The 21,264-nt window shown below is 38.5% G+C and carries 18 protein-coding genes; 8 read left to right on the top strand and 10 right to left on the bottom strand.

What is annotated here, in order from left to right:
- Positions 1 to 13 precede the first annotated feature (13 nt).
- The 7 genes from pcm to ACLHDG_RS05920 form a co-directional block, all read right to left on the bottom strand.
- A complete protein-coding gene (gene pcm, locus ACLHDG_RS05950) occupies positions 14 to 628 on the bottom strand; it encodes a protein-L-isoaspartate O-methyltransferase (protein ID WP_415408074.1) in 615 nt (204 codons plus the stop codon).
- Positions 618 to 1,784, bottom strand: a complete 1,167-nt coding sequence (locus ACLHDG_RS05945; RefSeq protein ID WP_415408073.1) for a hypothetical protein — start codon at positions 1,782 to 1,784, stop codon at positions 618 to 620. Before ACLHDG_RS05945 ends, pcm begins: the two co-directional genes overlap by 11 nt.
- Positions 1,784 to 2,344 (bottom strand): AmmeMemoRadiSam system protein A, encoded by a 561-nt coding sequence (gene amrA / locus ACLHDG_RS05940; RefSeq protein ID WP_415408072.1) that lies wholly within the window; start codon positions 2,342 to 2,344, stop codon positions 1,784 to 1,786. The genes ACLHDG_RS05945 and amrA overlap by 1 nt, the downstream gene beginning before the upstream one ends.
- Before the next feature lie 13 nt (positions 2,345 to 2,357).
- The gene (amrB, locus tag ACLHDG_RS05935; RefSeq protein ID WP_415408071.1) at positions 2,358 to 3,161 is read right to left on the bottom strand and encodes an AmmeMemoRadiSam system protein B; all 804 of its coding nucleotides are present in this window, start codon (positions 3,159 to 3,161) and stop codon (positions 2,358 to 2,360) included.
- A complete protein-coding gene (gene amrS / locus ACLHDG_RS05930; RefSeq protein WP_415408070.1) occupies positions 3,158 to 4,168 on the bottom strand; it encodes an AmmeMemoRadiSam system radical SAM enzyme in 1,011 nt (336 codons plus the stop codon). Before amrS ends, amrB begins: the two co-directional genes overlap by 4 nt.
- 168 nt (positions 4,169 to 4,336) lie before the next feature.
- Complete coding sequence (locus tag ACLHDG_RS05925; RefSeq protein WP_415408069.1) at positions 4,337 to 4,609, bottom strand: CDGSH iron-sulfur domain-containing protein; 273 nt, start codon at positions 4,607 to 4,609, stop codon at positions 4,337 to 4,339.
- Between the two features lie 47 nt (positions 4,610 to 4,656).
- The gene (locus ACLHDG_RS05920) at positions 4,657 to 6,519 is read right to left on the bottom strand and encodes a putative bifunctional diguanylate cyclase/phosphodiesterase (protein WP_415408068.1); all 1,863 of its coding nucleotides are present in this window, start codon (positions 6,517 to 6,519) and stop codon (positions 4,657 to 4,659) included.
- Between the two features lie 77 nt (positions 6,520 to 6,596).
- Between ACLHDG_RS05920 and ACLHDG_RS05915 the strand changes: the two genes are divergently transcribed.
- The 7 genes from ACLHDG_RS05915 to ACLHDG_RS05885 all read left to right on the top strand — a co-directional run bounded on the left by ACLHDG_RS05915 (position 6,597) and on the right by ACLHDG_RS05885 (position 16,021).
- Positions 6,597 to 7,775 (top strand): YbfB/YjiJ family MFS transporter, encoded by a 1,179-nt coding sequence (locus ACLHDG_RS05915; RefSeq protein ID WP_415408067.1) that lies wholly within the window; start codon positions 6,597 to 6,599, stop codon positions 7,773 to 7,775.
- Positions 7,776 to 7,857: 82 nt separating this feature from the next.
- The gene (locus tag ACLHDG_RS05910; RefSeq protein WP_415408066.1) at positions 7,858 to 8,589 is read left to right on the top strand and encodes an outer membrane lipoprotein-sorting protein; all 732 of its coding nucleotides are present in this window, start codon (positions 7,858 to 7,860) and stop codon (positions 8,587 to 8,589) included.
- Between the two features lie 272 nt (positions 8,590 to 8,861).
- Complete coding sequence (locus ACLHDG_RS05905) at positions 8,862 to 10,082, top strand: ABC transporter permease (protein WP_415408064.1); 1,221 nt, start codon at positions 8,862 to 8,864, stop codon at positions 10,080 to 10,082.
- A 272-nt stretch (positions 10,083 to 10,354) separates the two neighbouring features.
- Entirely contained in the window at positions 10,355 to 11,575 is a 1,221-nt protein-coding gene (locus ACLHDG_RS05900) for an ABC transporter permease (RefSeq protein WP_415408063.1), read from the top strand.
- The gene (locus ACLHDG_RS05895; protein WP_415408062.1) at positions 11,572 to 12,243 is read left to right on the top strand and encodes an ABC transporter ATP-binding protein; all 672 of its coding nucleotides are present in this window, start codon (positions 11,572 to 11,574) and stop codon (positions 12,241 to 12,243) included. The genes ACLHDG_RS05900 and ACLHDG_RS05895 overlap by 4 nt, the downstream gene beginning before the upstream one ends.
- Before the next feature lie 34 nt (positions 12,244 to 12,277).
- Complete coding sequence (locus ACLHDG_RS05890; protein ID WP_415408061.1) at positions 12,278 to 13,357, top strand: hypothetical protein; 1,080 nt, start codon at positions 12,278 to 12,280, stop codon at positions 13,355 to 13,357.
- 108 nt (positions 13,358 to 13,465) lie between these two features.
- The gene (locus tag ACLHDG_RS05885) at positions 13,466 to 16,021 is read left to right on the top strand and encodes an EAL domain-containing protein (RefSeq protein WP_415408059.1); all 2,556 of its coding nucleotides are present in this window, start codon (positions 13,466 to 13,468) and stop codon (positions 16,019 to 16,021) included.
- Positions 16,022 to 16,061: 40 nt separating this feature from the next.
- Here ACLHDG_RS05885 and ACLHDG_RS05880 read toward each other — a convergent pair whose 3' ends face one another.
- Both ACLHDG_RS05880 and ACLHDG_RS05875 read right to left on the bottom strand, forming a co-directional pair.
- Entirely contained in the window at positions 16,062 to 17,333 is a 1,272-nt protein-coding gene (locus ACLHDG_RS05880; protein WP_415408058.1) for an APC family permease, read from the bottom strand.
- Between the two features lie 7 nt (positions 17,334 to 17,340).
- Positions 17,341 to 17,925: a hypothetical protein gene (locus ACLHDG_RS05875; RefSeq protein WP_415408057.1), complete on the bottom strand. Its 585-nt coding sequence runs from the start codon at positions 17,923 to 17,925 to the stop codon at positions 17,341 to 17,343.
- A gap of 156 nt (positions 17,926 to 18,081) precedes the next feature.
- On the opposite strand from ACLHDG_RS05875, the gene ACLHDG_RS05870 reads away from it, so the two are divergent.
- The gene (locus ACLHDG_RS05870) at positions 18,082 to 19,917 is read left to right on the top strand and encodes a mechanosensitive ion channel family protein (RefSeq protein ID WP_415408056.1); all 1,836 of its coding nucleotides are present in this window, start codon (positions 18,082 to 18,084) and stop codon (positions 19,915 to 19,917) included.
- Between the two features lie 8 nt (positions 19,918 to 19,925).
- Here ACLHDG_RS05870 and ACLHDG_RS05865 read toward each other — a convergent pair whose 3' ends face one another.
- The gene (locus ACLHDG_RS05865) at positions 19,926 to 20,504 is read right to left on the bottom strand and encodes a L,D-transpeptidase (RefSeq protein ID WP_415408055.1); all 579 of its coding nucleotides are present in this window, start codon (positions 20,502 to 20,504) and stop codon (positions 19,926 to 19,928) included.
- Between the last annotated feature and the right edge of the window lie 760 nt (positions 20,505 to 21,264).

Raw genomic sequence — 21,264 nt, 5'->3', positions numbered from 1 at the left:
CTTCTAATATTTTTTAATATATCAACGGTACAAATACAAATCCGTAAAACTCTTCTCTCTCTACATAGGTATCGGAAACTTTTTTAAATTTGAAGATGGAATTTCTTACGGGTATTACCAAAATTCCACCTATCTTCAACTGCAAAAAGAGTTCTTCGGGAATTTCATCTGCACTTGCAGAAACAAGGATCCTGTCGAACTGTTCACCCGGCAGACCAAGCTTCGCTCCTGCTCTTTGGATGCGGCAGTGACTGCCAAACTGAAGCTTCGCAAGATTCTCTTCTCCCTGATCTACCAACGCATCCATTCTTTCAAGCCCCGTAACACTCCCCTTGTCTCCCACAATATGACAGAGCAGTGCTGTTGTCCATCCTGAACCTGAACCGATATCAAGTACCTTGTCACCCTCTCCAGGCTCAAGCTTCTCTAACATGAACGCAACAGTAGAAGGCTGAGATATCGTTTGGTTATTTCCTATGGGCAATGGAGCATCGATATAAATATGATCTTCAAATGACTCGGGAACAAAATATTTTCTGTCTACCTCCCTGAATGCATCAATGATATGAGGACTATCCAACATACCCCTCAAAATCATCGAATCAATAAGTTCCTGCTTACTTTCCATGCTCTTCTCCTTTATGAAATTCGTGGTACCCTTCTGGGGCAAGTGCAGTTGCCGACATTACGCTATTGATATCGATGTGCTCCTGCCAGGTACTGTTTTGTTGATTTTCTTTTGATAACCAAAAACGGATGATCTCATCTGCAAGTGACTGATACTGTTCCAGATTTTTAACCAATGGCTCGTCAGGAAAAAGATGTAACATCTTTTTGATCGCTTTTAAACCGATCGCCAGTCCCATTTCACGAAACGAAAGACGATACTCTGCCGGATAGCTCAATATATTTGTATTCAGAAAAGCATCCAAACCCTCTTTAGCCGTGGGCAGCAGTTTTAAGAGCATATCCTCCCCCTCCAAACCGCTATGGATAATAAGCTGTGTCAGTCTGTAGGCATCAGAAAGGAGGCCTCCGATCCCCAACGGATCATCCGTCATCCAGTGTATATTATGACACATACTCAGAGCATCTGCAATTTCTGTACTGAGATCAGTATCCTCTGATCTTTCAGGATCACCTGCTGCAATAACTGCAAGTTCCTGATAAGTGATAAACGCATCGAGTGCATCATGCTGCCCCATCGAGGAGACCAAAGGATGGCTCAGCTCAATATTCATCTTCCAGTACATACGCTTTTCCATATGTCCCTGGAGTCTGTAACTAAATTTGGCATGTGCAGTTTTTGCAAGCTCTATCGCCCAGTGGTTGTATCGATGATCTCCCGTTACCTGGGTAACCCGGCCGAGTGCATGCATCCATTTGGTCAGGTAGTGAAAATACTGCCCGTCCTGCTCCCACTCCAACTGTTCGTCATGAGGTTCTCCCGGCTTTCGTTCGTTCAGGGGCTTTCCTATACGTAATCCACCAATGGTAGGATGTTTTTCACCCTCCTCTTCATTCAGACCGCTGATCCACCCGCTTCGAGCATCATCTTCTCTATGCCGTCCGAGTATATGGTGCACCTGATCAACCAACTTTAAAGCCAGATCTTTATATTTAATGTCGCCACTATCCTGATAGAGTCTTAAAAAATTACATACTGCAAACGCATCTGTCCAGAGATATCTTTTAGGATTTACCGCAGCACTTATTAATCCTGTACGTACGTCAAACGCCTGCATTATCTCTTGAACCATAGCTTGATTTTGCATACTTTGCATCAATCTTCCTTATACTCTTCAACCTGATAGGTAAGGATCTCAGGTATTCTTACAAGACAGTTTGCCTCCATACCTGCCTTTTGGCATAAGTGAGAGAAGAAAAGTTCAAAAGTAGGCAGTTGATCCCAGACTTGTGGCAGAAAAGTAGCCTGATAGACACCATACTTTAGAACCACTCCGTCTATCCCGACACGGATCTTTGACTTTAGCTCTTCTATAGAATCATATTCCAAAGGCTCAGGCTCACTCAAAATTGAGACCTCTACTGTGATACCGTCAAACTCCTTCTGTGTTAGGGAAGGGAACCTCGGATCATCCATTGCAGCACTCTTGGCATTATGGATGATGTCTTCATAGAGTTTTTGATGTGCTACTATGGAACCGATGCACCCTCTCAATCTCTCTCCACTTGTCGTCAGTGTTACAAATGAAGCACCCTGCTCTTCCAGCCCTGGGTTCTCTTCCAAAAGTGCCTCCAAGTCAAGAGTGTATGGCAACCCTACTGCTTCTGCGATGGAAGCACGTGCCAGTATTAAAAGTGTATTCTTTATATTATCCATTCTCTACTCCCATTTAATTTGGTATAAATGCTGCACTCATATAGCCGACCACCTGTGATTCATCACCACTGGCATCGGCACTGGTACGATAATCAAGCAGTATGGATTTCAAGCCGCTCTTTTTAGCAGCGGTCAGCATGGCTTCCACACCGATCTTTCCACAGGCTTCACACCCTTGATGTAACTCAACAGTACTAAGTTTCTTAACAGCATTCAAACAGATATTATCAAGTGAATTAGCCTTTTTGATATCATAATAGTGACTCAGATCAGTACTAATGACCACTGCCGTATCAGGATCCTCAAGAAGATACTCGATAACCTCTGCCAAGTTTGCCGGATATTCATCCCCATAAACCAACTCAACCACTGAAACATCCGGTTCATATGTTTTAATAAATGGTATCTGCACTTCGGTACTATGCTCCTGATGTGCTTCAGGCATAAACATTAAACCAAATCTCTCTTTAAGTTCACTCACCAATGCTTTGTCAACAGGCAATGAACCAAGTGGTGTCTCATAACTGTCATACTCGGAAATAGATGTACCTCTAAGGGCAACACGATGACTCGGCCCGATCACTACGACACGCTTACAGTCAGTATTACCTAACAACCTCAATGCGATATTGGCAGTAAAACCGCTATAGACATACCCTGCATGCGGCACGATGACCGCTCTTGGTTTAAGTTGCAGAATATCATTATCTTTGATGTGTTCATCCAATATTTTGTTGTAATGTTCAAACATTGCCTCAATTTCATTAGGGTCAGCCGGATAAAATTGTCCGGCAACAGATGTTTCTCTTGTACTCATGACCATACTCCTTCTATTGCTTTGTTACATTTAGGACAGTGTCCTTCTGTTAACTTATTGACCGTAACAGAGTAGCCTGTACGGTCTATAAGCAACTCTCCACACTCTGGACAGTGTGTATCACCATGTACAGGTACATTCCCAAGATAGATATAGTCAAGTCCTGCTTTTTGACCGATCTTTTTAGCACGTTGAAGTGTTTCCAGTTTCGTTCTCTCATGATCTAGCATTTTATAGTCCGGATGAAAAGCACTCAAGTGCCAAGGGACATGCTTTCCAAGTTCATTGACTATGAACTCTGCCATCTCTGTCAGATCCTTATCACTGTCATTGTCCCCTTCGATAAGCAGTGTCGTCACTTCAACCCAGATCCCGGCAGCTACCATTTTTCTAAGTGTATCTTTGACCGCTTCAAGTCCACCTTTGAGTACTTTCTTGTAGTAGGCATCATCCCAGCTTTTAAGGTCTATATTGGCAGCATCAACCCAGCTTGCCATATCTTCTACGATCTCTGCAGATTCAAAACCATTACTTACAAAGATGTTTTTAAGTCCTTTCTCTTTGGCGATGATCCCAATATCTTTTGCATAAGGGTAAAAGATCGTCGGTTCATTGTAGGTATACGCTATCGACTCTGCTCCATGTTCCAGTGCCAAATCTACCATTTGTTTCGGACTCACTTCTATCTCTTTATTGATCTTGGTCTCTTGAGAGATATCCCAGTTTTGACAGAACGGACATTTGAAATTACACCCCACCGTACCAAAGGAGAGTGCCTTGCTGCCTGGCAACATATGATAAAGCGGTTTTTTCTCTACCGGGTCAACATTGAGAGCGATAGGATGACCATAAACAAGGTTTTCCAATTCTCCATCTACATTTTTATTAACACCACAGATACCTATTTGTCCCTCTTTCAACTTACAATAATGCTGACAGAGTAAACAGATGATCCTCTCTTTTCCTTTTTCTTTTTTATAATATTTCATATTTCCATGATAAGTCATTTTCATTCCTTTCTTGATCAACCTTTACAGCTAACGACTCAACTTTATTTAATGATATCACATAAGTATAAAAAAGTCAAGATTTGGGTATTTAGGAGTAGAGTAAAAAAGTTTTAAGCTAGTTATCCTCAACCATTATAGAATTGAGGATGATATGATTCAAGCGTATTAAACGTCAGGTATAGTTCCAATATCCTCAGCTGTAAATTTCTGGTGGCTACCGTCACAATATGGTGGGCTTTTTGTATGTTTACATGCACAGACCCACTTTTGTGTTGTAGCTTTTGATGTAAATGCAAGAGGAGTAAAAGAAGTGCCTTCATGACTTCCATCACAGAACGGCTGCGTTTTTGAACGTCCGCATGCACAATACATATATTCTTTACCCGCTTCGAGAGAGGTTTTAATAGGATTATTATCCGCGATCATTGGTTTTTCCATAATAACTCCTTTTGTTTTATTATAACAAAATAAAATATATTATGTAATTAGTACTTCAAAGAAACTTTTTTATAATAAAGTTCAAAATCCTCTTTTGATAATGCTTTTGAGAAATAATACCCCTGGAAAATATCGCAGCCATTTTTCAACAAAAACTTAAACTGCTCTTCAGTCTCTATACCTTCTGCTACCGTTTTCAGGTCAAATATTTTCGCCATAGAGAGGATCGTGGTGATCATCAGTTCATCAGATTCACGCTCACCCAAATGACTCACAAAAGAACGATCTATTTTCAATTCATCTATAGGCATTTCCCGTAAAGAACTTAGTGATGAATACCCTGTTCCAAAATCATCCATGGAAAAAGAGAAATCCAAATGCTTAAGTTTATTAATGATCACAATAATTCTATACATATCTTCAATAAGAAGCGTCTCTGTCACTTCAAAAATAATTTTCTTCCTTGTCTCTTCATTGAGATACTTTTCAGATAAGTGCTTAACTTCATCTAAAAATGTGCTGTGTAAAAATTGTCTTACAGAGATATTGATCGAAAACTGTTTTAATTCCAAGCCTTTTTTATCCCATGCTTGCAGCGTTTTAAAAGCCTCTGCAATAATATGATTCCCTAATTCAATGATCAGCCCTGTCTTCTCCGCGATCGAAATAAATTCACCCGGTGATACAGATCCAAAATTTGGACTATTCCAGCGAACAAGTGCTTCACAACCTATGATCTTCTGCTCCCTGTCAAGCTGTGGCTGGTAACGTAATTCAATTTCATTATGTTCCAAAGCAAAATAGAGTCTGCGTTCTATTTCAAGATGATATTCAACCTGTTTTGCCAACTCATCATTAAACAGTATGATCCCGTCACGACCTTGTGCTTTTGCCTGATACATTGCAATATCTGCTTCTTTAATGAATTGTCTGGCTTCTATTGATGCATGTCCTATGCTATTGACACCGATACTTGCACTTATATATAGATGGTGACGATCGATCACATAAGGTTCCTTCATGATCTGCAACAACTCCTTAGCAAAAGTGGATGCAATTTCCTGACAATTCTCACCCTCATATAATTTATTACTTACTATTGTAAATTCATCTCCTCCTAAACGAGCGATCATATGTGTATCTTCACAATAGTCTTTAATTCGTTTTGTAACTTTTTTAAGAACTTTATCTCCTAACTCATGACCGAGTGAATCATTGATCGTTTTAAAGTGATCAAGATCGATAAGCAAGATATAGGTACATTTTTTAGAAAATTGTACTCTCTTGATCACATGATCCATATAATTTACAAAATAACGACGATTATACAAACCTGTTAATGCATCATGTTGTGCCTGATAATAATTCTTCTGGAGCAGGTTATAACTGTTATCTGATGCGTAGACCAATACTCCCAAAAAAACAAGAGAGAAGACAGAAAGAATATCACCATAGAATTCTCCTATCAACATGAAATATATTGTTAAAGGCAACATTAAGATCAATAAAACAGGAAAAAAGAGTTTTCTATCTGAAAACAGCAGTGTTGATGCTACAACAGATGCACCTATTTGGGTGAAAATGGCAATATAATGCAGTTTATTCTCTACTTCACCTGCATATAAAAGAAAAATAAGGGTCCATAATCCAAAGATAATATAGAAAAAAAGTGTAAGTTTTTGATACCATATTTTCAGCTTATCTACATCCATCTCTTCTAGTTGAAACTCTTTATAGATCTGCCATCCCCACGCTGATACCAGAATGACCAAGATATACCAGATCAATGCCGGTATAAGTATATCATGCATCCATCCCAGTGCAATGTACACTAAGCCAGGTATTACAGAGAGACCTATCATCCATAAAATCTGTTTTTGTAAAAAACCGTAAAAATTTTGTTTATTCATGACTGGTATTTTATATGATTAAATTTAGCTTGAGATTAAATATATTTATTTGAACCTCAATCTTGCTATACTCCCCTATGATAAAAACCCTCCTAGACAGAAACTCCAACACTGCCATACTCCTCGCCGGTATACTGTCCATCATTGTGGGGGTGGGTGTTGCAAGGTTTGCTTTTACTTCGCTTCTTCCTTTTATGCTTGAAGATTTTTTGTCACTTACCTATACTGGAGTATTGGCATCGTTCAATTTTGCAGGATATCTATCGGGTGCCATTTTTTCTATATTTATAAAAGATATCAACACGAAAGTAAAGTACTTCAGGATCGGTATGATCCTAAGTATCATCACGACACTTATACTCGCAACTACGACAAATGAAACCCTATGGTTAGTCTCAAGGGTTATAGCCGGATTTGGTTCTGCTATGGTACTCATCGTTGGTAGTGCATTGGTGATGGTAAAGCTAAACTTTGAAGATAAAACAAAGGCTATGGGCATACACTTTAGCGGCATTGGTTTTGCCATCGCCGTATCTGAACTCATAAGCCAAACCGTTTTAAAAAATGGAACTTGGGCTGATGCCTGGCTTGTTTTGTCTGTATTTGCATTTATAGTCTCTTTTTACGCTATTTACATTTTATCTTTTGACAAAGTACTTAAAAAAGAAGTGGTAAAACATACACTATCCAAATCGATATTTACCCCCTATGTGATACTGCTTATATTCGCGTACTTTACTGAGGGTGTGGGTTTTGTGGTTCAAGGTACTTTTTTACCAGACATCATCAACTCACTTGAGGGCTTAGAAGGCTATGGCAATCTCGGTTGGCTCATAGTCGGCATCGCAGGTATCCCATCTTCCATACTTTGGATGCGACTCGCTCACAACTACGGAAGTGTAAACGCTATCATCCTCGCTATGGCTCTACAGATCATAGGTATACTCATACCGGCATTCAGTACAAACATAACGCTAAACTTACTCAGTGGTGCTCTGTATGGCAGTACATTCATAGGGCTTGTCGCACTCTTCATGAACCTCGGTGGTCAGCTAGCTGGCAAAAACCCTGTAGTGCTCATGGGCTCCATGACAGCAGCCTACGGCATAGGACAAGTTGGTGCTCCACTTTACAGTGTAGCTTTGATCGACTACTTTGGTAATTATAATTCTACACTTTATGTTACGGCATTTATTGTGTTTCTAGGGATATTATTTTTGCTGCTTGCGAAGAGGATTCAAAAGATAAAATCATGATATTTGAAGTTTTATTTCAGGGTAACTCTATACATCCGTTACCTATTTAGCTACAATTAAATAAAAGGGATCTTACTATACTATGAAATATTTATTATCTCTACTCATCATCACTCTTTCTCTACACGCCAACGAAGCCCAAAATATCATCAAAAAACTTGAAAGAAATCTACGTGGTGACTATATGTACGCACAGATGAAGATGATAGTGTCCTCTAAGCGTGGAAAACGTACCGTGAAGATAGAGTCTTGGTCCAAAGGCAATAAAAAGAGTTTTATCAAAATACTCTACCCTAAAAAAGACAAAGGTATCACCTTTTTAAAGATAGATAATCAAATGTGGCAGTACATCCCTAAGATAGAACGCACCATAAAGATCCCTGCTTCTATGATGCTTCAAAGTTGGATGGGTAGTGACTTTACCAATGATGATATGGTTAAAGAGAGTTCTTTGGAAGAGGACTATACGGCTAAGCTGCTCTCAAAAAAAGGAAACTCTGCTACGCTGGAGTTACTCCCAAAAGAGGATGCAGCGGTAGTTTGGGGGAAGATCATCATCACTGTTGACTTGAAAAATGCTGTACCTGTTAAAGAGACTTATTATGATGACAGGATGCAAAAAGTCAGGATCATGACTTTCTCTAAAGTAGAACAACACGGATCACATAGAGTACCTATGGTCATGGAGCTCAAACCCCTTGATGCCAACAAAAAGAAAAATCGTACAAAGATCATCTTTGAGAAGATAAACTATGATGCAAAAATAGATTCTTCTTATTTTACCAAACATGCATTGAAGCGTTATTCAAGGTAGCTATCACCACCCAGACCAAATGTCTGAAATTTTAAAAGAACGAGAAGGAGTAAAATGTGAGTAAAAAAATATGCGGGACTAACTGGTTAATTCAAAGATTTTTTTGCTTACAGATTGCTTCTTCTCGTTCTTCCCAAAGGGTGCAGTGCTTTCATCCATACTCTGCGTTAAATTTTCTCGAATTAGCTATGGCTAGTCCTTCAAAAATCTGCCTTGATTATGAACGAAATCACTGCATTAAAAATTCAGACATTTGGTCTGGGTGGTGATAAATGCTCTTTTCACTCGCCTTAAAAAACATCCTCAGATCTAAAGGCAGAAGCATTATAACTCTGCTTTTGAGTACGCTTACCACCATACTTTTTATCATCTATGTTGCCTTCATGGATGGTTCACATCATCAGTTCATCAAAAGTTCTGTTGAGATCTATACAGGGTATGCACATATCGATCTCAAAGGCTACAGGGATGATAGCGGTTATGAAAATCTTATAGAAGATGCCAATCTCATCAATAAGATACTAGAAAAAGATACTTCTATCTCCCACTATGCTCCAAGATTTGAGACCTATGTACTTCTCTCAGGTGATGAAAAAGCAGTAGGATCTTTACTCGCAGGTATCGTGCCCTCTCGTGAAACAGCGCTGAGTAAGCTGCAAGATTCACTCATCAAAGGTGAGTATCTCAGTGACAGCGACACCAATGCCATCTATATGGGCTCTGATCTTGCTAAACGTCTTAAAGTAGATGTGGGCAGCGAGATAGCTATGGTCGGTTCTTCCATCGATTACTCTATTGCAGCTGACCTTTTCACTGTTAAAGGGATCTTTAAAACAGGTCTTTTCGAATTTGATTCACAATCAGCTTTTGTCAATAAATCCTACCTCGATACGGTCATGATGAGTGATAATATAGCAAGTTATTTTACGCTGAACTTTCATGATAATGATCGTATAGACAGAGTGACTACAGCGCTGCAAGCTTCACTCCCTTCAGAGTATGAATCAGTCAACTGGAAAACGCTTCTGTCTGCTCTGGTACAAGCGATGTTGGTTGACTCTATTTTTGGGTATATCTCTATCTCTATCTTTTTTGTGGTGATCTTTTTTGTGATCATGATATTTTCCTATGTCAATATCTATACACGTGCCAGGGAAATAGGACTTTTACGAGCCTTGGGGCTGACTTCCAAAAATATCTTTGGGATGCTTTTTGCTGAAATACTGCTTTTGGCAACAGTCAGTATGGTGGTGGGTACGATCATCGGAGCATCCATTGCCTATTATTATGAACTGCATCCTATCATCATATCCGGCATAGCTGAGACCTATAAAGAATATGGCGTGGTCAGTGACGAAGTGCCTATGCACTTTGACCTATTTACCATAGCATGGAATGCCCTGACGATCTTTATGCTCAATATTGCGGCTATCGTCTATCCGATCTCCAAGATCAACAGACTTACGGCAATGGAGGCGATGAGATATGTATAGTAAAATAGCCTCACATACAGTACGGTACTCATCGGATACCCCAAACTTTAAAGAGACGAGAAGGAGTAAGCTGTGAGTGAAAAAAACTGTAGTACTAGCTGGCTAATTCAAAGGTTTTTTCGATTGCAGATTGCTTCTTCTCGTCTCTCCCCATGGGTGTACTGCTTTCGCCCATACTCTGTGTTAGATTTTTTCGAATTCGCTAAGGCGAGTCCTTTAAAAATCTGCCTTAATTATGAACGAAATCAGTACATTAAAGATTGGGGTATCCGATGAGTACCGTACTAGCTTGGTTAAGTTTATGGAGACGTAAAACACGCTCTTTGATGGTCATCATGATGATCGCTTTGAGTCTCGCTGGTCTGCTTGGACTTCAGGGGCTTTATGATGGTATGATCACCCATTTGATCAATACGACCATCCGCAGTGATTCCGGAGAGATATCTCTTTATGCCAAAGAGTATCGTCTCAATAAAAGTCTCGATCATATACTGAGCCCAGTATCACATATCGAAGAAAAACTACTCAGTGTCAAAGGCATAAAGTCCAGCAGCATACGTTTACAGCAGGAGGGGTTGATCGCTACAGCACACAAATCACTTGGGGCAACCCTTAAAGGTATCTCTTTAGAAAGTGAGCAAAACTTTGGTCAGTTCGATACTTTTACCACCATAGGGACATACAGTTTTGGAGAGAAGAACAAAGGGGCTTTGATCGGTTCAACCCTAGCCAAAAAGCTCAATCTTGAAGTAGGCAGTCGTGTGATCTTTACTGCTCAAGATGCAAACAATGAGATAAACTCTATCTCATTTCGTCTCTCTGGCATTCTAAAAACCGGTAATCCTGCTCTTGACGAGAACTCTGTTTTTGTATCTATGGAAAAGATCTCACACTTTCTAAACCTAAAAGATTCTGCCACACAGATAGCGTTACGAGTAACAGATACAGAGAAGACACAAAAAATACAAAAAGAATTGCGAAAGTCATTGGAGAACATAGAGGTACTTCGTTGGGATGAACTCTACCCTCTGCTGATACAAATGCGGGATATTATGGAGATATTTAATTTAGCCTCTTATGCGATTGTCTTTATTGTCGCTGCACTGGGGATCTTCGGAGTGATGCTAGTTTCTGTTTTAGAGCGAATGCGTGAGTTCAGTATCATGCTTGCCATCGGTACTCCCTACAAAATGGTAAGAGACCAGATCATCCTGGAAGCATCTTTTTTAGGCTTTATCGGTTTTATGGCGGGTGCTTTTCTGGGATGGATCTCCCTTGTCTATATGTCAACAGCAGGTGTTGATCTACGCTCTTTTGAAGCAGGATTAGAGATGTATGGCTATAGTGCCATTATGTTTGCAGATATGCATCTTTACTATTTCCTTCAAGCTTTTTTCGCTGTATTTTTTGCTACCCTACTCTCAGTGATCTGGCCTCTGCGCATACTTAAAAAGATAAAACCTATTCAAGTCATACAAGGAAAAATGTTATGAAACTCATACATGTCTACAAAACATTCTACCCCGACAGTCCAAAAGAGGTCAAAGCCCTGACAGATATCAATCTTACTTTTGAAAAGGGAGAGTTCACTACACTCAGCGGTGAGTCGGGTTCAGGCAAGACCACCCTTCTCAACATCATAGGTGGATTGGACTCTGCTACAAGCGGACAGATCTTTCTTGATGATGAGGAGATATCTGCCTACAGCGAAGAGAAGATGGCAAAGCTGCGACTGCATGATATCGGTTTCATTTTCCAGGCGTACAATCTCATACATGTACTTACAGTTCGTGAGAACATCGGGTTTATTATGAAGCTTCTCAAGTTCGATGATAAAAAGATAGATACGCGTATTTTAGAGTTAGCTTCCATCTTGCAAATAGAGGACCTCCTAGATAAACTCCCTGGTGAGATCAGTGGTGGACAGCAGCAGCGTGTGGCTGTAGCCCGTGCAGTCGCTTCACGTCCTAAACTCATACTAGCAGATGAACCTACAGCAAACCTGGACTCAAAAAACAGTGAACGCCTCATGAACATGCTACGCACACTCAACGAAAAAGAGCATGTGACTGTCATTTTTGCTTCACATGACAAATATGTCTTAGAACAGTCCAAACGTATCATTGTTCTGGATGATGGAGTCATCATTGAAGATCGTTAAAATTGGAATATTATGCTGTTTCACAGTGCCTCTTATGGCAGTAGAACATGATCTTATCATAGAGAACACCAATTTCACTCTCTCAAAAGTGCCCTATCCCAGTGAAGATAGAGTCCTTTACAACTACAACAGATTGCGTTTAATCGACAAGATAAAAGAGGGAAATTGGTTTGTAAATATCATCGCAGATATAGATAACTATTATGGAGAGGATTATATTAACAGCTTTGAGTACCAGTTTCTACGCGGTATCAAAGCCGATACCCCCTTTGAGATAGAAACAAATCCAAAAAATTATGGAAAAGGTGAAGTGTTTGGGCGTATCCATCGTTTCAATGTCGGTTACGCTGATGAGAAACACAATGTTGTCTTTGGTTTGCAAAAGATCAGTATGGGAGTAGGACGTATCTGGACACCTACAGATCTTTTCAATCCCAGAAACCCACTTGCCCTTGAACCTGATCAGATCTATGGAGCCTATGCACTCTCCTATACCTATGCACTGGGTGAACTGAGTGAAGTGATGGGTGTAGTTGCCAAACGTCATGATCATAGCTACAAGTATGCAGGCCGGATCAAAGGAAACATTGGATTTGCGGATATTGCACTCGATCTCCTTTCAAGCAATGATGCCCAGATGTTAGCCTATGAAATAGAAGGCAATCTTTTTGACACAGGCATAGAGTGGCGAAGTGAAGGCGGTTACTTTAAAGACAAGCTTTTAGATAAAGAGTTCTATCAAGGCATACTAGGGTTGGATTATGGTTTTGAAGATGGCTTGACCGTAACGGCAGAGTGGATACACTCTTCAAAAACCTACAGTTTCGATGAAATTCTTACCCATCAAGAGAGCACACTCAGTAATAACCGCCACCTCTCTTCAGATTATATTGGAGCTTCTGCCTATTATGAGTTCAACCTACTCTTTAACGGTTCACTAAGCATGATTTATGCTCCCAAAGACCAAAGCAGTTATATTTCACCTGTCATAGAGTACAGCATTAGCGATGATGCTTCTATAGCCATAGGTGCTATGCTTTATGGAGGAGATAAAGAGAGTGAGTTTGGAAGTCTGGATAACAGCTATTATCTGCGTTTGAAAGCTACATACTGATAATACCCAACACATAAAAAAGATGTACAAAGTGAAGCAGCTTGGAGATGATTATCATATACTTTATGCTATGATAAATTATCAAATCACAAGGGTCCCAATTAAGATATGGCATTAAATGAAAAAAGTATCCTTAAGATCATTGCCGCGGGTCCCTTGGTTTTCATTCCCTTAGTTATTATTATTACTGCCTTATTGGTTATCAATATTTACAACAACAGTCTTGAAAAAGCCATTTTAAAACTAGAAAGCAACTTGATAGAAATGGAAAAGAAAACCATTCAGTCAAGAGTGGACAGTATCTCTGATCTCATTGTCTATCAAAAGTCCATTGTCAAAGAGGATCTTACATCAAGACTAAAATATCGGGTTGAAAATGTGATCAATACTGCTGAGACCATCTATCAGCAATATAAAGATACAAAATCACCTGAAGAGATAAAAAATATAATTACCACTACACTCAGACCACTGCAATGGAGCAATGGTGAAAGTTATATCTGGATTGTAGACTATAACGGAGTGTTACAGTTGGGGCCAGGCAATTTACGTCATTTGGAAGGTACTTCTGTACTTGATTTTAAAGATACTGTAGGTCGAGAGATCATTAAAGAAGAGATATCCTTGTGTAAAAAGGATGGTGAGGGCTACCTATGGGATTCATTTAGCAAACCTGATAAGGATCTGGACAAATATTTTCAGCAGCTTGCTTTTGTAAAAGCATTAGGTCATTATGATTGGTATTTGGGGACAGCAGAATTTTTAGATACGGCTATCAAAGCAAGAGATGTTAAGCTATTAAAGAGTATTGAAAAACTTGGTGGTACATCAAGTAATTATATTTTCATCATTAATACTAAAGGAGATATACTCCTTAACGCCGCCAAGCCCAAAATAGTCGGTAAAAATATTTTTAAGCTCAACTCTCCTTCATCAGAAAATATTCTTCACAAAATGAAGGATGCACTTCAAGATAAAAGTCAAGCATTTTTATCCTATGTATGGATCAATCCAGAGACACAACAAGAAGAGATAAAATATACCTATATCCATACTATTGCTGATAGTGACTGGATCGTGGGAAGTGGGTTTTATAGCTCTACTATTGGAAACAAGGTAGCCAAACAAGCCATATTAATGCATGAAGACTATTATTCAAGATTCAAATATCTGATTTTTATTAGCCTCCTCATTCTTATTTTTGGTTTGACCCTATCTTATTTTCTCTCTCAATATCTTAAAAACAGTTTTTTTACATATCGGCACAAGATCAATAAAGCAACAAAAGATTTGCAAAAACTCAACAAAAATCTTGAAGGAAAGATACAAGATAGAACCAAAGCGCTTGAAGAGATGACAAATGAATTGCAAATATTAGCCTATAATGATGCACTTACCGGACTGCCTAACAGAGTACTATTAGCTGATCGATTAGAGCAAGCTATCGAAAAAGCAAAACGCCATAACATTGGATTGGCACTCTTTTTTATCGACTTGGACAAATTTAAAGAGGTTAATGATTCTTTTGGACATGAAGTAGGAGACAGTGTCTTGAAAACAGTTGCGAAGAGCCTTAAGAGCATTATTCGTAAAGAAGATACTCTAGCCCGTTTAAGTGGTGATGAATTTACCATTATTATGGAAGAGTTAAAACGACCAGAAGATGCATTGTTATTGGCAGAAAAAATTCTTAAAGTGATGAGGGAACCTATACGTATCGATGATCTTACTCTATACATCTCATGCAGTATAGGCATCAGTCTGTATGATAAAACAGTAAAAGATGCTCGTGATTTTTTAAAATATGCAGATACAGCCATGTACACAGCAAAAGAAAAAGGACGTAACAATTTTCAGTTCTATTCGTCAGAAATGACAGAATTGGCATATAAACACATGACCATGAAAACCAATTTACGACAGGCTATTAACAATGAAGAGTTTATGATCTACTATCAACCTCAGATAGACGGGCATAACAATAGGTTAGTTGGAGTAGAAGCTTTAATACGATGGGAACACCCTACTATGGGATTACTTTTGCCTGAAGATTTTATTCCTTTAGCCGAAGAGACAGGTATGATCATTGAAATTGACCAATGGGTGATAAAAACTGCTATGAATCAAGTTTCAGTATGGTACAAAGAGGGGCTAATACCAGGTGTGCTTGCACTAAATATTTCAATACCACATTTAGAAAATGATCATTTCCTCCAAGAACTCAAAGAAGACATAGAAAAATATAGTTTTAAACAGGAATGGCTGGAACTGGAAGTTACTGAAAGACAGATGATAAAAGAACCTGAAGGGGTCATTGAAAAGCTAGATCAAATAAGTGATCTTGGTATCAATATTTCCATCGATGATTTTGGAACAGGATATTCTTCCTTATCCCTTTTAAAACGTCTGCCGATCCATAGACTCAAAATTGATCGATCATTTGTCAAAGATATTCCACAGGATACAGAAAGTGTCGCTATCATCAAAGCGATAATTGCACTTGCAAAAAGCCTCAATCTCGATCTTATTGCGGAAGGAGTAGAGACTTCAGTACAGAAAGATTTTTTGATCGGTAACGGTTGTGTCACTATCCAAGGGTATTATTATACTCCTCCTGTACCAGCGGAAGAGATGAAGATACTGCTCTCAAGAGAGATATGGTGATGGAGATATCGATACAGACAGTATCATTTCCATTCAATACTTACCTATAAAAGTGTTGATTAGCTATTTCCATGAAAATAAGTACTACATAAATAGCAACGATCCAGATCAACTTTTCGGGTGAATGCATGATCAAATAGAGTACTAGTGTACCAATAGTAAATAACAGCAATGCACAACCTAAAATAATAAAATATAGGTTAGCCCCCGTTTTATAGCGTAGTTTATAGTTGGCTATATTTACGGCTAAGGATACAAGCAAAAATGTCAAACTTGAAAATGATGCGATCAACTCCAAATCTCCAAAATAAGTAAAAATAACCGTTAAAATAGCTAGTGCAACAACTGCAACCCAAGGTACAGTCTCACGGTTTCGAAAAGAAAAGGCACTTGGCATCTCATGCTCTGACGCCATTTCAGACATCATCCGTGATGCACCGAACATAGTAGCATTGATAGCAGATGCTGTTGCAAGCAAGGCAGCGATACTTACAAGGACATGACCGGCATTCCCCATGGAAGGCTCTATTGCAACAGCCAGAGCATACTCCTGCGCTGCAATCAATTCAGCTTCGCTAAGGGAACCAATGGAGATCATAGAAAGTATTACATAGATCAAAGTAACTATAGCAATAGAGCCATAGATACCACGTGCAATATTTTTCCCTGGGTTTTCAGTTTCGCATACCCCATTGGTAATAAGCTGAAACCCTTCATAAGCAACGAATATAAGTGCTGCCGCCATAAAAACAGAGATAAATCCATGGTCAAAGACCGGTGTCATTTGTTCAGTTTCAATACTTTGCATTCCGGCAAACGCAAGCAGTCCCAATAAAATAATTTTGCTATATACGATCAAGTCTTCTGTCTTACCTAATGTTTTGGTTCCTATCAAGTTGATCATCATAAAAATCAGTACTACACCCACAGAAAGTATCTGCCGAACAATACCATCGGACTCACCTAAAAGTTCAGCACCATATGCACCAAACGTAAATGCATAAAGTGCCAGTGTTCCGATGTAGCCAATGATGACCATCCATCCTGTAATGGCACCAATGAATTTATGTTCTGGAAATGCATACTCAAGATAGGTAAAACTGGCTCCATCACTGTGAAAGGATACAGCAAGTTTGACATATGAATATCCCATTACAAGGGCTAGTAAACCACCAAGTAAAAAAGCGATCGGTGTTGCATTTCCAGTAATACCAACAGCCAGACCCATAACGGAAAATATCCCACCACCGATCATCCCGCCAACACCTATGGCGATCAACTCTTTTAAACCAAACTTTGATTTTTCTTGCACTCAAAGATCACTTTTTTTCAGATTTTTTTCGAATTTCTTCCAGTTTTTTCTGATACTTATCCTCGTCACCATATCTAAAAAACTCATCATAATAATCATGTTGGTAAGCAACCTTCTTTGCATGTTTAATAGGACAGAAATAAAGCTCAGTTCTACCGGCTATCGCTGAAGTATATTGTATCAAACCGTTAAAGTAGGAGCAGTATAGACAATTTAACTTCTCGATCGAATTTAAATATCCAAGATATTGACGATCAAAGAGTATGTAATCACTTCGTTTAATAAACTTAAACTTGAATATCCTAAATATCACTTGCTGGTAGACAAAGAGTATTATGTCAAAAAGTATAGCCGGTATGACCATCGCATAGACCAAGGGTGAAGCAAGAAGATGCAAAAGAGGGATATCTCTAAACCAGGTTAAAAGATTTTTCATATTCTTTTTTTGCTTATCAAGAACCTCTTTTTCAAATCTTACATAACCATTTTGGATCTCATAGGTGATATCCTTCTCCTGTTGTGCTATCTCTTCTCCAAGCTTTACTTTCATAGCTTCTATCTCTTCTATAATCTCTTTTATCTTATCATTCATCCATGACCCCTTTCATGATTCAAAACTTAGACTTTTATCTATAGCTATTATACTAGAAAAATATCATCAACTTGCTATTATGCAACTTGGATTTTATATTAGTTATTTGTTTACTTCTTTGGTATATAATTCCATATTAAAACGCAAGGATATTTTTTGAAAAAGATCATATTTTTTATCCTCTTATTTTCCACTTCATTTCTTTTAGCTAGTGATACTTTGGATGACTTTATCGATGAACAGATCAAGATCGAAGCAAAATTACTTGATCAAAACCTCTCACTTGAGAAGAAAATTGAAATTAAGAAAGCACAAGGGAGGCAGTATCAGGAATTTCTCTTACTCTATGCCGCTGATAAAGAGGAACATCTACAAAAAAATAATCCATACCGCTATAAAGTGAGCAAACTGAAACTTCGTTTGAACAACAACAAATACCTGGGAAATACCAATGCTGTATTGCGTGATGAAGTTCTGCTGCAAGGGTATACTGTACGAACGGGGATCAGAAATGCCTTTCATGATGTACTGCAACAGACAGATAGCGAGTCCAAAGCATTTTTTAAAGACAAAGTGAATGAAACGCTTGTGAAATATTTTTCAAAGTATAAACCCCTGGATAAAAAGAAATATATTTCTTCTGATCAAAACCAATCGAGTCCTATTATAGAATCCTTACTTGCAGCGATCAAGGCTCAGGGCCACCTGGAGAGTGTTGCTAACACCTTCTCTGCGGAAGTAGTAGAAAACAGTTCAAATATTTACCGCACAGCCCGCTTTTCAAAGTCTAAACTCTTTACTCTGGTAAATACGATCAATGAATCCATTTATGGGCAGAAGTTCAATGCCTATCTCTCTTCCGTCCATTTGGATGTAGGCAAGATCATCCTGCTTCTAGCGATCATAATTTTGATCTTGATCACTCAATTTATCGTACGGCTCATTATCAATCGTTTTTTAAAGCATTACAAACTCAAAGAAGAAGATATAAGCTATATTCACTCTCATATTACAAAAATATTTAATATGATCGCCTCATTGGTCATCATCCATTTGATACTCGTAGCCTATTTAGGTTTTGACAGTAAAAGTATCAATATCAGTAAACTATTTGCAGAACTCTATGTCATTCTTATTGCTCTACTGCTGTATCGGATCACCAATACGATCGCATACATGAAAATTGAAGCTATAAAAAGAAGTAAAATACTCAAAAATGAGGTTATCAACCTCACTATTAAAGTGATTAACGGTCTGATCATCACGGTGGCATTTATCTCTATGCTCAAAATTGCTGGTGTTAACCTCACTGCATTGCTTTCAGGTCTGGGTATTGCAGGTGCGGCTGTAGCATTTGCTGCAAAAGACAGTATTTCCAATATCTTCGGCTCTATCTCCATCCTTGTCGGAGATGTCTTTGAACAGGGTGACTGGATCGAAACAAATGATGTCAATGGTACGGTTGTTGAGATCGGCCTGCGGGCTTCAACCATACGTACTTTCGACAATGCTCTCATCTCGATCCCCAACTCTGAACTGGCGAACTCCGGTGTCAAAAACTGGAGCAGGAGAAGTATCGGTCGACGTATCAAGATGAATATCGGTCTCACCTATCAGTCAGATTTCGATGATATTCGTCAGGCCATTGTTGATATCAGATCTATGCTCAAAGAGCACCCCGGTATTGCAAACGAGCGCACATCATATCAAAATTCATATCGTCAGGCTAAACTGGTCTCTACTGAAGATTTTAAAGGGGTCAAACGTACCACCCTGGTCTATATGGATGAATTTGCTGATTCAAGTATCAATATTCTTGTCTACTGCTTTTCCCGTACTGTTGTTTGGAGTGAATGGCTTGAAATTAAAGAGGACGTGATGTTCAAAATAGCAGAGATCCTCAAGAAGAACAACCTTGACTTTGCCTATCCGACCCTGACACTGCATCAGGCAGAAGAAGAAACTAAAGAGATAAAAGATCAGGCTATATAGTATTATGCCTACCTTCTCCTCTTGCGTCTATAGTTCTCCCCTCTCAGATAGATACGCTTCAAATCTGGTCTGGCATAACGTATATACTTATGACGTGTTACCAAGACAGGCATCCCCACTTTTGCCCATTTGAAGAGAAGTTGGATATCAGCATGATCCACATGAATACAGCCATGAGAAGTATGATCTATACTCCCCTTATGCAGTGCATGCCCCCATCTGGTAAAGAAGATACTGTAGTTCATATTGTTGCTGCCGTCTTCCTCAGGGTATTTTTTGGATGTGTAGTAACGTTTCTTCCAGAGTACTTTCCATTTTCCTGAAGGGGTAAACTCTACTTCCTCTCCCGATGAGATACCTCCACTCAGCCAGACAGTCCCATCTCTATCTACAGCATAGAACCTGCCATCACTGTCTTCTTCTCTAACAGATACAAGAATAAAATCTTTCCCTGTCATATCTATCTCATGTTCTACACCCTGTTTGTTAATATAAACAAATTCAGTTTTTGAGACAGGTATCACTTCTCTATCTTGTGCAAAGAGAAGTGTAGTGAAAAGAAAAATAGTGATAGAAATATATTTCATTACCAATCCTCAATTTACTGTAAAATCTTTTTATTTAACAAAAGTATAGCTCAACAAATCAAGCTATATGTTTAATTTAGGCCTCTAAATTATTATCTTTCTTTATATTAACACATAATTATTAACCATTAAATCAATAATGATATGCTTCTTAAAATTTAAAAGGGCACAATAATATTATGTAGGGTACCTTTAAAAAGGAATGGTTATAAATGAAAATACGAGTCTATTACGATTATAACATAGGCTTATATTTTTAACAAAACACGCAAAAATAGGCATGTCTGCACGCATATTATTCTATTTTTACTAAAAAATAGTCAAACTCGAGGCACAGTATGGGCACAGTTGAGTTTGCTTTGTATTTCTTCATAAAAAGAATTCCTACTAAAACTTTTTCATAATGGAACTTTTATTATTTTTATTAAGGGTACTGGGGAATTATAGTTGTATTTTCATTCTACCTATTCTTATGCATAGATGGATACTTTTCCAACTTTTTTAGTCACATACAAAACCTTATAAAGTTATATATTTTATAAGGTTTTGCTAGATAAATAAATTTTTTTTAACATACAGAAAGTATTCAATCTTCTCACATAAAAATAAGCTCTCTTTATCTATGTGTTAAGCCATATTAGGAGAGATCAGAGGGTGAAATATACTGATCTTTATCTCTTACTTTTTAGATTGTGTTAAAATTGGTTAGTTTAAAATTGTGACTCTTGAATTAGATAGGTTTTTCAGTTTGACTAAATAT

Origin of the sequence: Sulfurovum iocasae (genome assembly GCF_047716765.1) — a bacterium.
In the GTDB taxonomy this organism is placed as follows: Bacteria; Campylobacterota; Campylobacteria; order Campylobacterales; family Sulfurovaceae; genus Sulfurovum.
The sequence above is the reverse complement of the archived record's forward strand: the minus strand, read 5'-3'. Positions and strand labels throughout refer to the sequence as shown.

Bases quoted from the DNA above. Each gene is read 5' to 3' on its own strand.
- pcm (WP_415408074.1), bottom strand. From the start codon at position 628: ATGGAAAGTAAGCAGGAACTTATTGATTCGATGATTTTGAGGGGTATG.
- ACLHDG_RS05945 (WP_415408073.1), bottom strand. From the start codon at position 1,784: ATGCAAAGTATGCAAAATCAAGCTATGGTTCAAGAGATAATGCAGGCG.
- amrA (WP_415408072.1), bottom strand. From the start codon at position 2,344: ATGGATAATATAAAGAATACACTTTTAATACTGGCACGTGCTTCCATC.
- amrB (WP_415408071.1), bottom strand. From the start codon at position 3,161: ATGAGTACAAGAGAAACATCTGTTGCCGGACAATTTTATCCGGCTGAC.
- amrS (WP_415408070.1), bottom strand. From the start codon at position 4,168: ATGACTTATCATGGAAATATGAAATATTATAAAAAAGAAAAAGGAAAA.
- ACLHDG_RS05925 (WP_415408069.1), bottom strand. From the start codon at position 4,609: ATGGAAAAACCAATGATCGCGGATAATAATCCTATTAAAACCTCTCTC.
- ACLHDG_RS05920 (WP_415408068.1), bottom strand. From the start codon at position 6,519: ATGAATAAACAAAATTTTTACGGTTTTTTACAAAAACAGATTTTATGG.
- ACLHDG_RS05915 (WP_415408067.1), top strand. From the start codon at position 6,597: ATGATAAAAACCCTCCTAGACAGAAACTCCAACACTGCCATACTCCTC.
- ACLHDG_RS05910 (WP_415408066.1), top strand. From the start codon at position 7,858: ATGAAATATTTATTATCTCTACTCATCATCACTCTTTCTCTACACGCC.
- ACLHDG_RS05905 (WP_415408064.1), top strand. From the start codon at position 8,862: ATGCTCTTTTCACTCGCCTTAAAAAACATCCTCAGATCTAAAGGCAGA.
- ACLHDG_RS05900 (WP_415408063.1), top strand. From the start codon at position 10,355: ATGAGTACCGTACTAGCTTGGTTAAGTTTATGGAGACGTAAAACACGC.
- ACLHDG_RS05895 (WP_415408062.1), top strand. From the start codon at position 11,572: ATGAAACTCATACATGTCTACAAAACATTCTACCCCGACAGTCCAAAA.
- ACLHDG_RS05890 (WP_415408061.1), top strand. From the start codon at position 12,278: ATGGCAGTAGAACATGATCTTATCATAGAGAACACCAATTTCACTCTC.
- ACLHDG_RS05885 (WP_415408059.1), top strand. From the start codon at position 13,466: ATGGCATTAAATGAAAAAAGTATCCTTAAGATCATTGCCGCGGGTCCC.
- ACLHDG_RS05875 (WP_415408057.1), bottom strand. From the start codon at position 17,925: ATGAATGATAAGATAAAAGAGATTATAGAAGAGATAGAAGCTATGAAA.
- ACLHDG_RS05865 (WP_415408055.1), bottom strand. From the start codon at position 20,504: ATGAAATATATTTCTATCACTATTTTTCTTTTCACTACACTTCTCTTT.